This window comes from Achromobacter sp. HZ34 (assembly GCF_002209485.1).
In the GTDB taxonomy this organism is placed as follows: Bacteria; Pseudomonadota; Gammaproteobacteria; order Burkholderiales; family Burkholderiaceae_B; genus Bordetella_C.
Genome location: NZ_NJIX01000001.1, coordinates 732,456 through 744,951 on the forward strand (window position 1 = coordinate 732,456; position 12,496 = coordinate 744,951).

Below are 12,496 nucleotides of genomic sequence, written 5' to 3' on the forward strand. Positions count from 1 at the left end.
ACCATTGACCCTATCGTACATTAGTCACTACATTATGCCTACTTTGTCCGGCCACTGGATATGCCATGCTCTTCCTTAGAACTCCCCTTTCGACGATGTTCGCTGCCCTGATCCTTACCGGATGCGCGGTCGGCCCCGACTACGAAGCGCCCGAGGCCAAGGCCGGCGACCATTTTATGGGCCAGGCCGACGTGCAGGCTCGGCAAGCGCCGCCTGGCGCCGACCTGAACGTCTGGTGGGAAGGTTTCCACGATCCGGTACTGGCGGCTTTGGTGACGCGGGCGCTGGACCGGAACCTGGATATTGCCCAGGCGGTGGCGCGCATCAGCCAGTCGCGCGCTGCCTTGCGCCAGGCCGACGCCGCCCTGCTGCCCTCGGGGAACATCGCCGGCCGGGCGGCGCGTGCGCGCCAGTCGCTGGAGACACCGCAGGGCCGGCTGCTCAATGCCACGCCCGACTTCAACCGCAATGGCAATTACTACGAGCTGGACCTGAGCGCGGGGTGGGAGATCGATCTTTTCGGTGGACTGCGGCGGCAACGAGAGGCTGCCATCGCCAGCTACCAGGCCGCGCAGGCCGCGGCGGATGCCACGCGTCTGGCGGTGGCGGCGCAGACGGCGGACGTCTATGTGACCTTGCGCGGGCTGCAGACGCGCCTGGCCATCGCGCAGGATCAGGTGCAGACGCGCGGCCGCCTGCTGTCCACCGTGCAGCTGCAATTCGACAAGGGACTGGCGGCCGAGCTGCAGGTGCGGCAATCGGAAGGCGCCTTGGCGGAGGTCCGCGCCACGGTGCCGGTGCTGCAGGACGGCCTGCAGGCGGCCGTCAATGCGCTGGGCGTATTGCTGGCGCAAACGCCCGGCACCAGCCGCGGCCTGCTCGCCACGGCGGCGCCCGTGCCGCAGGCGCCCGCCATCGGCGCGACCGGCACACCGGCCGACATGATACGGCGGCGCCCTGACCTGATCGCGGCCGAGCGCCAATTGGCGGCCAGCAATGCGCGCATTGGCGCCGCCATTGCCGAGTACTACCCGACGTTTTCGCTGGGCGCGCTGCTGGGTACCGCCACAACCGCTTCCGGGCACTTGTTCAACGACAGCGCGAATCAGGTCCAGGGCGTTCTGGGATTGCGCTGGCGCTTGTTCGACTTCGGCCGTATCGAGGCTGACATTGCCGATGCCCGCGGCCGCAATGCCGAGGCGCTGGCGGCCTATCGCCTGGCTGTCCTGCGCGCGTCGGAGGACGTCGAAAATGCGTTCTCCGCCCTGGTCAAGCGGGAAGAACAGGCGCGCTACCTGGACGAAGGCGTGGCGGCGCTGACACGCGCCCGCGTCACGTCGTTCACCGCTTACCAGAGCGGCGTCGTCAGCCTCATCGAAGTGCTGGATGCGGACAGCGCACTGCTGCGTACGCGCGATGCCAGCGTGCTGGCGCGCACCGAAGTCGCCCGCGCGGCCATCGCGTCCTACCGTGCCTTGGGCGGCGGCTGGGCCAGCTAGCCGTGAATCAGCGACTCGTCGACCTTGCGCTGGTCGGGCGTCGCCTTGGCTTGTTCCAGGGAATCATTCATGGCTTGCGTGGCATCGCTTATTGCGCTGCTCAGGGCACCGATCTCTCCCCGCAACATGGTCCTCTTCTGCTCTCTCTCTCTCCGAGAGTGATTTGTCGGACTCAAGGTGGCTTGCACCTCGGTCGGCGCCGAACCGTGTCGCACTGCGTCCGGATCGCCGGGATACAGAGCGATGCGCAGCTCGCCGGCGATTGCTTCCATCATGCGGGTTTCGACCAGTTGACACTCTTTCGCCTCAGTGTTTACCATCTGGTAAATTTACCGTTTGGTAAGTAAACCGGTAGCGAAAATTGTCGATACGGAAGCCAGTGAGCGAATCGAAAAAGCCTCCCCGCGCACGTGGACGCGCCCATACCCTTGCCGCGATCATCGATGCCGCGCGCAAGGAATTCGCGCTAAAAGGCTATGCCGGTGCCCGCATGGAATCCATCGCCCAGATCGCGGGCATCAATAAGGAACTGATCTACCACTACTTTCGCAGCAAGGAACACATCTTCCAGGAAGTGCGTGGCCATCACCGCACGGACGTCCTTACTGACGACGCCCGGCTCGACCTGCCGGAATATCCCCCCGGCGCGCCGGGCGATTTGTTCGCCTGGCGCTTCGACACGGCCACCCGCCACCGGGAATGGGTGAAGCTGCTTACCTGGGAAGCGGCGCAAGGCGAAGATAAGGCGGTGCCTTGCGAGGAGACGCGGCGCGAAGGCTTGCAACGTACCATCAACAAGCTGCGTGAGGCGCAGAAAAGTGGGCGCATCAACGCATCCTTCGATCCGAGCCTGCTGCAGTTGGCCGTCTTTGCATTGGCCACGTATCCGCTGGCCTACGGGCAGATCACCAGGATGGTCACGGGCAGGTCGGCATCCGATGCTTCTTTCCAAAAAGAATGGCGCGAATTCCTTCATCAATTGGGGCAGCTGGTGCTACCGCCAGTGCCGGGCGAGTCCGGGACGGTGAAGACAAGCAGGGCAAAGGCGACGAAGGCACAGTCAGCCAAGACAGAGGCGACAAAGGCGAAGGCAATGGCTACAGAGCCCAAGCCAGCCAGGAAAGCCGGACCATCCGAATCCAGAGTTCGTAAACCAGCCGTGACCACCAGATAGAACGAGGCGCAAAGCGCCCAGACAACGGCAAACAACGTGGCAGGAGACAACCATGACCGCGAAGATCCCGACCGGGAAGATCGATCCGTCGCGCATCCGCATGACGGAAGTACCCCACCTTTCAAATGAAATCATCGAAGGGTTCCGAGCCCTGGGCGATGCCAGCAGCGCCGTTTCCGATGCGCTGGACTACATCGGCGTGACCGGCGCCATTGCCGCGTCCACGCTTGTGCCCGTCATATCCGGTGCCACGTTGGTGGGCTACGCGCTGACGCTGCGCAACATGAAACGCAACGGCAATATCCACCAGGCAGCGCTCGACAAAAACGCGCAGACGGCCGAAGCGGAGGCGCACAACCTTGCCACAAAGGATGACGTGCTTGTTATCCAGGGGGTTCCGGGCATTTCAAACATGGGGGGCGTGGGCGCGCTGATCGCCAAGCGCAATGGCGAGGTGGGCGCGATCATCGACGGTGGTTTCCGCGATGTCGCCGACATGCGCAACCTGAATTTCCCAGTCTGGTCTACCGAGCGCACGCCACTGACCGGAAAATGGCGCATCGAGGCAGTTGAAATCAACGGCCCGGTGGTCATATGCGGTATTCGCGTCTACCCGGGCGACCTGGTGGTGGCGGACGATACGGGCGTCTGTTTCGTGCCGCGCGACCGCGCGGCGGAAGTGTTGGAGTACGCACAGAAAAAGACGGCCGCGGAGCAGGCGAAATCCAGGAAGATCGCCGACGGCGTCAGCTTTACCGAGTTGTCCACCGTAAAGGCCTGACCATGGCCGCTCGCACAATTCGCGTCACCGGCGAGGGCATCATCTGGGCAGGGGTCGCGATAACAGTGCTCTGTATCGTCGTGTGGCCCCTGGCGATCAGTATCGATACGGCCTTCCATGCCGAGGGCCGGTTCGGCCTGCTGCCTGCGCACAGCCTTGCGGCGCTTACGGCGGTGTACCTGGGCGATGAATATCTGGGGCTGCTGGCCAACTCGGTGCGGCTGGCGGTGTGGGTGACCCTGCTTTGCTCGCTGGCGGGTGTGATCATCGCAGTATTGATGGCGCGCACGGACCTGCCCGGCAAGAGTGTGCTCGAACTGCTGGTTGTCATGCCACTGTTCATCAGCCCATTCACAGGCCTGATTGCATGGGTGGCACTGGGATCGGCCAAGACCGGTTTTATCAATACTCTCGCGGCCGAGGTCTTCAGGGCAACCGGCATCGACATGGCGCCCCTCGTCAATATCTGGACGTACGGCGGGACGGTTTGGGTGATGTTCCTGTTCTTCACGCCTTTCGTATACCTGTTTACCGTCGGCAGCCTGCGCACCATGGACGGCACGCTCGAAGAGGCTGCACGTGTCAACGGCGCATCGCCTTTGCACACCATCCTGCGAGTGACGCTGCCGTTGTCCATGCCGTCGATACTTATCGCAGCGCTCACGGTGTTCATCCTGACGACTGAGACATACACGATTCCCGGCATCGTAGGCAGTGTCGCGGGCTTCGACGTGCTGGCCTACCGCATCTTCGAGGACGCCACCGGTTCGCCGCTCAAGCTGGCGCATGCCGCGGCTGCGTCGACGATGCTGTTGCTGATCGCTTTCCTGGGCATGCTGCTGCAGCGGCACATCACGCGCAGCGCCTCGCGTTTCGTCACCGTGACAGGCAAGGGGCTGCGCGCCGAACCGATGAAACTGGGCAAGTGGAAGGTGCCCGCCGTGCTGGCCGCCTGGACGTACGTGACGCTGACCACCCTGCTGCCGCTCGCTGCGCTCGTCCTGTCTTCATTCATGCGTTACAGCTCGGGCGACATATTCGGCCAGCCGCTTTCCTGGGCGAACTATCTGCAATTCATCAACGGCGACGACATGCGCAGGGCCTTGCTGAACACGATCCTGCTGGCATTTGGCGCGGCGGCCATCTGTGTGCTCGCGGGCGCCATCATCAGTTTCATGGATGTCCGAAGACCGGGCTTGGCCACGCGTGCTGTGGCCGTGCTGGCGTCGGTTCCCGTAGCTGTCCCCGGTCTGGTCTTTGGCCTGGGACTGTTGACCATAGTGCTGAAATCCCCGTTCTACGGAACGGTCTGGGTACTGCTGGTCGCGTATGTGGCCAAGTACGTCCCCTTCGGCGTCATGATGAGCCGCAGCGGTTTCCAGCAGCTTCATCCCGACCTGGAGAACGCCGCGCGGATGTCCGGCGCGAATTCCTTGCAGACCCTATGGCACATCACCCTGCCGCTCATGCGTTTCACCTTGCTGTCGGCCTTGTTCTGCATCGTCGTGCTGTGCTTCAAGGAGTTGTCTGCGTCGGTCATCCTGTACACCAAGAACAGCGAGGTCTTGTCGGTGCTGGCCTGGAACTACATGGGCTCGGGCAACTACCAGTTCGCCGCCACGCTAGGGGTCGTCCAATGCCTGATCATCGTTGTCCTCATGGTGGCGATACGTGCGTTGTTCGGAATCCGGCTGGAACGCACGATGGGAAAGTCGTAATTGGAACGTCCTGATCACTCAGCGGAAACAGCGGATTCGAGCATGAGCGCCATAAACATAAGCGGATTGGTCAAACGGCACGGCGACGTGGTCGCAGTGAGAGGCATAGACCTGGATGTCGAGGCAGGTGAACTGGTAGTGCTGTTAGGCCCCAGCGGATGCGGCAAGACGACCACGCTGCGCTGCTTGGCAGGCCTCGAGGATGCCACGGAGGGTGAAATCCGCATCGGCGGCGTGGTCGTTTCAAGGCCGGGCTTCAAGTTGCCGCCGGAGAAACGTTCGATCGGCATGGTGTTCCAGTCATACGCCTTGTGGCCGCACATGACGGTGGCGGGCAACCTGGCCTTCGGCCTGCGCCTGCACGGCCTGCCCAAGGCCGAGATCGCGGAGCGCCTGCAGGCGGCGTTGCAGTTGGTCGGACTGGGTAATTATGCGTCGCGCAATGCCGGCGAACTGTCGGGCGGTCAGCAGCAGCGCGTGGCGCTGGCGCGAGCGATCGTCCTGCAGCCGCAAATCCTGTTGTTCGACGAACCATTGTCGAATCTGGACGCGAAGATGCGCGAACGCATGCGGCTGGAGATACGCGAGCTGCAGAAGCGCCTTGGCATTACCACCGTCTACGTCACCCACGACCAGCAGGAAGCGATGGTCATTGCCGATCGCATCGTGTTGATGAATGCAGGCCGCATCGAGCAGATTGGACCGCCGCGCCAGTTGTATGACCGGCCGGCCTCGTTGTTCGCTGCGGATTTCGTCGGCGTGACCAATCCGCTTGACGGCCGCATAACGGCCGTCGAAGGCGGTCATGCCATCGTCAAGGTGCGCGACGCCATGCTCGAATGTCCAGCGCAGCACGACTGCAAGGCAGGCGACGAGGTCGATGTCGTCATACGTCCGGAGCACATTCGGGTAGGCGCGAAGCAGACGGGAGAACGCAATGGGTTCCAGGGACAGGTGACCGACACCGTATTCCTGGGCAGTTGTACCGACATCGGTGTCGCATCGGATATCGGCCAGATACGTGCCCAGTGCAGCCCGCCGGGCAATCAAACACCGGGTCAGACCGTCTGGCTGACGGTCGATCCGGCGGCCATAGTGCTGCTGCGCCGCGCTGCGGCCGCCGGCAATAACTGAAGAGGAGTCACGTTATGGGTATGACCATTTCAGAAAAGCTGCTGGCGCAAGCTAGCGGCAGGGAGCGCGTTCAGCCCGGGGAAATCGTCTCGCCGAATCCGGAGCTGGTCATCGTGCATGATGGTTACCTGGAGACCGCCTACGAGCAGTTGAAGGAAATCGGCTATCGCAGCATCGCGAATCCAGAGCGCGTCATGGTGGTGACGGACCACAACGTCATCCAGGTAACGCCCAAGGCCATCGAGCGCAGCCGCGCCAACCGGCGCATTGCGGCGGAATGGAAGGTCGGGCAGTTCTTCGACGTTGGACGAGGCGGACACGGGCACATCTATCCCATGGAAGCGGGTTTCGTAAAACCCGGAATGTTTCTGTTTGCCTACGACATGCACTGCACGAATTTCGGGTCCATCGGCGCGTTCGCGTTGCGTGCGGGGCCGGACATTCCGGTGGTGCTGGCGACGGGCACGATCTGGACCATCGTGCCGGAAACGCTGCGCGTCGACCTTGTGGGTAAATACCGCCCCGGCGTGCATCCTCGCGACCTGGGGTTTCGCCTGTCGGCCGACCTGACATCGGGCAAGCACGGTGTGGAATTCGACCACCGCGTGGTCGAATTCGGCGGCGAGGTGGTCGATGCGATGCCTGTGCCTGAACGCATCGCGCTGTGTAACACCTTGACCGAGATCGGTGTAAACAACGTCATGTTCCCACCCATGCGCATGGACGGCAGCACCGATATTCCAGATGCCGTCAGGAGCGACCCGGACGCTCGCTACGAAAGCAGGTTGACGCTCGACTTGACAGATCTCGAACCGCAGGTGGCGTTGCCCGGAGGTCCGGACCGCGCCGTCGGCGTGGGCGAAGCGGCCGGCCGTTCGGTGGACCAGGCATTCCTGGGATCTTGCGGCTCTGGCATGTACGAAGACTTCAAGCTCGCTGCCGGCCTGCTGCGCGGCCGCAAGATTGCACCGAACGTACGTTTCTACGTAGTGCCTGGCACGGTAGCCGTCGCTAAACGCCTGGCTGACGAAGGCATTGCGCAACAGTTCATGGAAGCGGGCGCCATGTTCCTGCCGGCTGGTTGTGGCCCATGTACGGGAGGCGTCGGTGCCCCGCTGGGACCGGGTGAAGTTTCCATCTCGACCGCCGCCACGAACAGCACAGGGCGCATGGGGTCGAAAGAGGCCGACTGCTACCTGGCCAGTCCGATCACCGTCACCGAATCGGCCGTCGCCGGCTGCATCGTCGACCCGCGCCATGCCGATCAGGCTGTGACCACGCATTAAGGGAGTCCGATCATGGATACATTTGCAGGCTGGAAAACGCGCGGTCGCTGCCATGTGCTGGGCAACGATATCCCGCACGACGGCGTCGTCATGCCATACGACCTGATCACCACGAAGGTGCGTGATCCCGAATTGCTGGTTCCCCATCTGTTCGAGGCCATCGACTCCACATTGCTTGAGCGATTAAAACCGGGTGACTTTATCGTAGCCGGCCGAAACTTCCTGTGCGGCAAGGCCCATAACCAGGGTCTTATCGCCATGAAGGCGCTGCAGCTGCGGATAATTTGCGAGTCAATGCCGTTCAGGTCGTTTCGCGGCGCGATCGGCCTGGCGGTGCCCAGCCTGGTTGGCTGCGTGGGCATCACCGATTTCCTGAGCAGTGGCGACGATATCGAGGCCGATTTCGAGAGCGGCCGGATCGTGAAACTGGCGACGGGAGAGAGTAAGGATTTTCCACCGATATCGCCAGAGATCAAGACCATCGTTGCGCAGGGCGGCATGCGCGGAATGCTGACACGTTGGCTGGAAGACCATCCTGAGCGCCGCATTCCTGCCTGAGCACCATGATCGGGAGACAAACATGCTTATCCGAAGTTTGCTTGCAAGCGCCATGCTGGTGCTCGGGCCGGTTGGCCTGGCCGCCGCGCAGACCTATCCCAACGACGACGCGCAACTGTTCGCCAGCGCCAAGGCCAAGGAGGAAGGCAAGGTTGTGTGGTACCTGAACCAGCCGCTGGAGCCTTTGCGGCTGGTGGCTAACGAGTTCGAAAAGCAGTATCCCGGCATGAAGGTCGAGCTGCAGCGAGCGGTGGGCGGGCAATTGATGCAGAAGTTCGTGCGCGAGTCCGATGCCAGGCAGAACATTGCCGACGTCATCCAGGTAAGCGATCCGGTCATGATGCGCGATCTCGCACAGGGCAACTACCTGGCGCACTGGAAGATACCCACGCACGACCGCATCCCGGCGGGCTACCGCATCGGCGACCAGGCTTATTCGGCCATCATCACGGACATGGCCATCCTGTACAACTCCGATAAGCTCAAGCCGGAGGAAGTGGCGATACTGCAGAAAAGCTGGGAAGGCGTGCTGGACCCGCGCTTCAAGGGGCGCTTTGCCATCTCCAGTTCGCGCAGCGGCATCGCTTATGCTGGCCTGAGCATGTTCCTAGATCCGGCCCTGAAGAGCCAATACGGCGAGAAGTTCCTGGCCAAGGTCGTGCAGCAAAAGCCTGCCGTGTATTCCGACGGCGCGGTAGCACTGGACCGCGTTGTGGCGGGCGAGCAGGATTTCTATTTCTGGTTCACCGAAGGTCCCGCGGTCACGAAGTGGATGCAGGGTGCGCCGTTGCGCTGGATCGAACCAAGCCCGCGGCCGGCCTATCCGAATGCGTTGCAAGGTGTGTCCTCGTCCGCCCCGCACCCGAATGGGGCGCGGCTGTTGCAGAACTGGCTGAATAGCGAAGCAGGCGCGCGCGCGCTGCAGGACAGGTACGGCGTGCGCACCTCTTTGGAAGGCGTACCGGACACGCGCAAGGCGGCCCAGGAACTTGGAGCGCCGCAACCGAAGGACTACCCAGTCGACCTGGAACGATGGGCAAACGACTACGACGCCACGCAGGACCTGTGGGCGAAGATCGTGAAGCAGAATCGTTGATCGTTGCAGACCGCCACGGTTTGCCGCCGTCCCGCCCGATTGTTACGGCATTGCCTACTTCAGGGCGAATCCCAAGGTCGCCAGATGCGCGCGGAGCTTGTCGCGGCCATGCAGCGCCGCGCCGTTGCGGACCCGGCCCATGATGTTTTCGGTCCAGATTTCATCCGTCTGGCCCTGCTCGCGGCGGAATTCGCGCGCGCGCTCTTCGTAGCGTTGCACCACCTCGACCACCTTGCTGCCGTCGTAATGCTCGCGATGAAGCACGGCAGCCTGAGGCAGGCGTGGCTTGATCGCGGTGGGCACGTGTTCGTCGGCGTAGCCCACGCACATGCCGAAAATGGCGAAGCAGCGCGGCGGCAGTTTCAGCAACTCCGCCACTTCCAGCGGGCTGTTGCGCATCGAGCCCAGGTAGACCACCGACATGCCCATCGATTCGGCCGCCACGGCAGCGTTCTGCGCAGCCAGCGTGGCGTCCATGCATGCCACCAGGAAGCTCTCGGTGTAGTCCAGACCCTCCAGCTGCTCGCCACGGGCCTCGGCCACTGCGGCAATACGCGACAGGTCGGCCAGCCACATCAGCAGCAACGGCGATTCCGCCACGTGCTTCTGGTTGAAGCACAGGCGGGACAGCGTGGCGCGCGTTTCCGGGTTTTCAACCGTCAATACGCTCCAGAACTGCTTGTTGGACGACGTGGAGGCAGACGATGCCGCCGTGATCAGCGTTTCCAGCGTGCCCTCGGGCAGCGGCCGGTTGCTGTACTTGCGCACCGAGCGATGGTTCGTCAGCAGCTCCAGCGTTGCGTTCCAGGCCACGGACGGTGCGTCGGTGGTTTCGCGGTAGCGCTGTGCGTATGCCTCGTTAAGTTCGTTCACTGTTTTGATCCCACATGTACGTTGCCTGGTCCTGCTTTCCATTCCGCGATGCCGGCGTAGCGCCGTCAGGCACATTTCAGTTCGTCGTGATGTGACGCTCTTTGATGAGCTTGCTCCAGCGTTGCCGTTCCTGCACTTCGAAGGCGGCCAGGTCGGCGCCCGTCAGGGTGCCTACGGTGGCGCCGACGGACGCGAATTGCGCTTTCACCTCCGGAGTCGCGAGGGCTTTCTTCGCGGCATCGATCAAGGTGGCTTGCACCTCGGGCGGCGTGCCGGCGGGGGCGTACAGCGCGAACCACGCCGTGACGTCGAAGTCCTTCAAGCCCGCTTCCGCCACGGTGGGCACATCGGGCAAGGACGGCGAACGCTGGGCCGACGTGACTGCCAATGCGCGGACGCGGCTGCCGTCCTTCAACTGGCTGAGGGTACTGGGCAGGTTGTCCATCAGGATGTCGATCTGCCCGCCGATCAGCGCGGGCATGGAACCGGAGACCCCCTTGAACGGGACGTGCAGCATCTGGATGCCGGCCGCCTGCTCCAGGAAGGCGCCGGTCAGATGCACCGAGGAACCGATGCCGGGCGAGCCATAGGACAGCGGCTTGTTCTTGTTGGCCTTGGCCTTGGCGAAGAGATCCTGCATGGTCTTCATGTCCGACGTCGCGGCAACGGCGATGACGTTGGGCGTGGTGAAGACCATGGCCAGCGGCGCGAAGTCCTTGGCCGGGTCGAAGGGCATGTCGCTGTACAGATACTGGTTGATGGTCTGCGAGCCGATGGTGCCCATGCCTATCGTGTAGCCATCGGGGGCAGCGCGCTTGACGATCCCCATGCCGATATTGCCACCCGCGCCGGCGCGGTTGTCGACGACGATGGATTGCTTGAGAAACGGCCCCATGGCCTGGGCGATGGTCCGCGCCGCGATATCGGTGGTCCCGCCGGGGGGATAAGGCACGACCAGCGTGATCGGATGGGACGGATAATTCTCCGCATGCGCGGACAGCGCGACGCCCGCGAGAACAGTCATGGCCAAGGCCTTGATAAGCGCAACCGATTTCATCGGCATAGTCTCCGTAGGATGTGATCTTGTATTTGTCATTCGGGCCACGCCAGAGGCGAGGCCGAGTTGCCTACTGTATCAGCTTGTTGAGCTGAATATCGATTATGGAATGTCCGGAATATCGGACAAATCGACTGGTTTGGCCCCAAATGTCTGAAATACTGGACATCACTGCCACAGGCCTGCTTCAGATCTGGATACGAAGTGTTCAAACCGCCATGCGGCGGACGCTTCTGGGGGGGTGGCCGAGCAGGCGGACGAAGGCGCGGCGCATGCGTTCGGGGTCGATGAAACCGACGGATTGCGCGATCATTTCTATGGGTTCGCCGCCCCGCTCCACGCGCGGACGGGCGACTTCCACCCGCAGGCGTTCCACCGCCTTGGCCGGTGTCTCGCCGGTCTCCGCCAGGAACGCACGGCCGAACTGGCGTGGGCTCAGGCATGCGACCGCCGCCAGTTTTTCGGTCGACAGCGTTTCGCCCAGATGATCGCGCATATAGGCCAGGACCGTGCGGATGCGGTCCGACTCGGGCTCCAGGTCGGCCATCGCTGAAAATTGCGACTGACCGCCCGGGCGGCGGTAATAGACCACCAGCGTCCTGGCGGTTTGCTGCGCCACCTCGGCACCGACGTCATCTTCGATCATGGCCAGCGCCAGATCGATGCCGGCGGTAATGCCGGCCGATGTCCAGATGTGGCCATCGCGCGTGTAGATGCGGTCGCCATCCACCTTGACCTGCGGAAACATGCGCTGCAAACGTATCGCATGCTGCCAGTGCGTCGTCGCCGGCCGGCCATCCAGCAGGCCGGCAGCCGCCAGGATGAAGGCGCCGGTGCACACGCTGGCGATGCGGCGGGTGCCCTTGGCCATGGACCGGGTCAGGTAGGCGGCCATCGCCGGCAGTTGCGACGGGTCGTGCGAGACCTGGCCACCCATGACGATCAGCGTGTCGTAGGACGCCGCGCGGATCTTGCGCGTCACGACTTCCATGCCGGACGTGCTGACGACATTGCCGCCATCCATGGAGACGACGTGGCAGCGATAGGTGGCGCCACCGGCCCTGCGGCTGGCGATGTCGAAGGCGGACAAGGGCCCGCTCAGATCCTGGATCTGGAATTCCGGATAGACCAGGAAGCCAATGTCGCGGACGCGCTGCGCCGGCTCCAGCGATTGCCTCGATTCCCGTTGTGTCCTGTGCGTGCCCATACGCCATGATGCCGCAAAATCCGCATGACGAAAAGGACGGCCATCCCTCAAAAACCGCCATTACGGACACATGTCGAAAAACGAGGGATCTTCGTCCTTTCCCGGTTCGGGCA

12 protein-coding genes are annotated in these 12,496 nt (G+C 62.9%); 8 read left to right on the forward strand and 4 right to left on the reverse strand.

The features are described 5' to 3' along the window. The first annotated feature begins 65 nt into the window (after positions 1 to 65). Positions 66 to 1,499: an efflux transporter outer membrane subunit gene (locus CEY05_RS03085; RefSeq protein ID WP_088607514.1), complete on the forward strand. Its 1,434-nt coding sequence runs from the start codon at positions 66 to 68 to the stop codon at positions 1,497 to 1,499. On the opposite strand, the gene CEY05_RS03090 is transcribed toward CEY05_RS03085, so the two are convergent. Beyond that, the gene (locus tag CEY05_RS03090) at positions 1,496 to 1,774 is read right to left on the reverse strand and encodes a hypothetical protein (RefSeq protein WP_088595910.1); all 279 of its coding nucleotides are present in this window, start codon (positions 1,772 to 1,774) and stop codon (positions 1,496 to 1,498) included. The two genes, CEY05_RS03085 and CEY05_RS03090, sit on opposite strands and share 4 nt — an antisense overlap. A 104-nt stretch (positions 1,775 to 1,878) precedes the next feature. Here CEY05_RS03090 and CEY05_RS03095 point away from each other — a divergent pair, with 104 nt between their 5' ends. Genes CEY05_RS03095 through CEY05_RS03125 form a run of 7 tightly spaced genes read left to right on the forward strand, consistent with a single transcriptional unit; the run spans position 1,879 to position 9,246 of the window. Then, a complete protein-coding gene (locus CEY05_RS03095; protein WP_158219242.1) occupies positions 1,879 to 2,673 on the forward strand; it encodes a TetR/AcrR family transcriptional regulator in 795 nt (264 codons plus the stop codon). A 52-nt stretch (positions 2,674 to 2,725) separates the two neighbouring features. Next, complete coding sequence (locus tag CEY05_RS03100; RefSeq protein ID WP_088595912.1) at positions 2,726 to 3,454, forward strand: RraA family protein; 729 nt, start codon at positions 2,726 to 2,728, stop codon at positions 3,452 to 3,454. Positions 3,455 to 3,456: 2 nt separating this feature from the next. Beyond that, positions 3,457 to 5,172, forward strand: a complete 1,716-nt coding sequence (locus CEY05_RS03105) for an iron ABC transporter permease (RefSeq protein ID WP_088595913.1) — start codon at positions 3,457 to 3,459, stop codon at positions 5,170 to 5,172. Between the two features lie 42 nt (positions 5,173 to 5,214). Further along, positions 5,215 to 6,306 carry an ABC transporter ATP-binding protein gene (locus CEY05_RS03110; protein WP_088595914.1) on the forward strand — a complete coding sequence of 364 codons (1,092 nt, stop codon included), beginning with the start codon at positions 5,215 to 5,217 and terminating at the stop codon, positions 6,304 to 6,306. 20 nt (positions 6,307 to 6,326) lie between these two features. After that, positions 6,327 to 7,592 (forward strand): aconitase family protein, encoded by a 1,266-nt coding sequence (locus tag CEY05_RS03115; RefSeq protein WP_158219243.1) that lies wholly within the window; start codon positions 6,327 to 6,329, stop codon positions 7,590 to 7,592. Positions 7,593 to 7,604: 12 nt separating this feature from the next. Further along, positions 7,605 to 8,150: a hypothetical protein gene (locus CEY05_RS03120; RefSeq protein ID WP_143220264.1), complete on the forward strand. Its 546-nt coding sequence runs from the start codon at positions 7,605 to 7,607 to the stop codon at positions 8,148 to 8,150. 22 nt (positions 8,151 to 8,172) lie between these two features. Continuing rightward, positions 8,173 to 9,246: an ABC transporter substrate-binding protein gene (locus CEY05_RS03125; RefSeq protein ID WP_088595917.1), complete on the forward strand. Its 1,074-nt coding sequence runs from the start codon at positions 8,173 to 8,175 to the stop codon at positions 9,244 to 9,246. A gap of 54 nt (positions 9,247 to 9,300) precedes the next feature. Here the strand turns inward: CEY05_RS03125 and CEY05_RS03130 are convergent, their stop codons facing one another. The 3 genes from CEY05_RS03130 to CEY05_RS03140 form a co-directional block, all read right to left on the reverse strand. Further along, positions 9,301 to 10,119 (reverse strand): nitroreductase family protein, encoded by an 819-nt coding sequence (locus CEY05_RS03130; protein ID WP_233161325.1) that lies wholly within the window; start codon positions 10,117 to 10,119, stop codon positions 9,301 to 9,303. A 76-nt stretch (positions 10,120 to 10,195) separates the two neighbouring features. After that, complete coding sequence (locus tag CEY05_RS03135; protein ID WP_233161326.1) at positions 10,196 to 11,176, reverse strand: tripartite tricarboxylate transporter substrate binding protein; 981 nt, start codon at positions 11,174 to 11,176, stop codon at positions 10,196 to 10,198. A gap of 208 nt (positions 11,177 to 11,384) precedes the next feature. Then, entirely contained in the window at positions 11,385 to 12,383 is a 999-nt protein-coding gene (locus tag CEY05_RS03140; RefSeq protein WP_088595920.1) for a GlxA family transcriptional regulator, read from the reverse strand. Positions 12,384 to 12,496: the final 113 nt, after the last annotated feature.

Bases quoted from the DNA above. Each gene is read 5' to 3' on its own strand.
- CEY05_RS03090 (WP_088595910.1), bottom strand. From the start codon at position 1,774: ATGATGGAAGCAATCGCCGGCGAGCTGCGCATCGCTCTGTATCCCGGC.
- CEY05_RS03110 (WP_088595914.1), top strand. From the start codon at position 5,215: ATGAGCGCCATAAACATAAGCGGATTGGTCAAACGGCACGGCGACGTG.
- CEY05_RS03100 (WP_088595912.1), top strand. From the start codon at position 2,726: ATGACCGCGAAGATCCCGACCGGGAAGATCGATCCGTCGCGCATCCGC.
- CEY05_RS03125 (WP_088595917.1), top strand. From the start codon at position 8,173: ATGCTTATCCGAAGTTTGCTTGCAAGCGCCATGCTGGTGCTCGGGCCG.
- CEY05_RS03135 (WP_233161326.1), bottom strand. From the start codon at position 11,176: ATGAAATCGGTTGCGCTTATCAAGGCCTTGGCCATGACTGTTCTCGCG.
- CEY05_RS03115 (WP_158219243.1), top strand. From the start codon at position 6,327: ATGACCATTTCAGAAAAGCTGCTGGCGCAAGCTAGCGGCAGGGAGCGC.
- CEY05_RS03140 (WP_088595920.1), bottom strand. From the start codon at position 12,383: ATGGGCACGCACAGGACACAACGGGAATCGAGGCAATCGCTGGAGCCG.
- CEY05_RS03120 (WP_143220264.1), top strand. From the start codon at position 7,605: ATGGATACATTTGCAGGCTGGAAAACGCGCGGTCGCTGCCATGTGCTG.
- CEY05_RS03085 (WP_088607514.1), top strand. From the start codon at position 66: ATGCTCTTCCTTAGAACTCCCCTTTCGACGATGTTCGCTGCCCTGATC.
- CEY05_RS03105 (WP_088595913.1), top strand. From the start codon at position 3,457: ATGGCCGCTCGCACAATTCGCGTCACCGGCGAGGGCATCATCTGGGCA.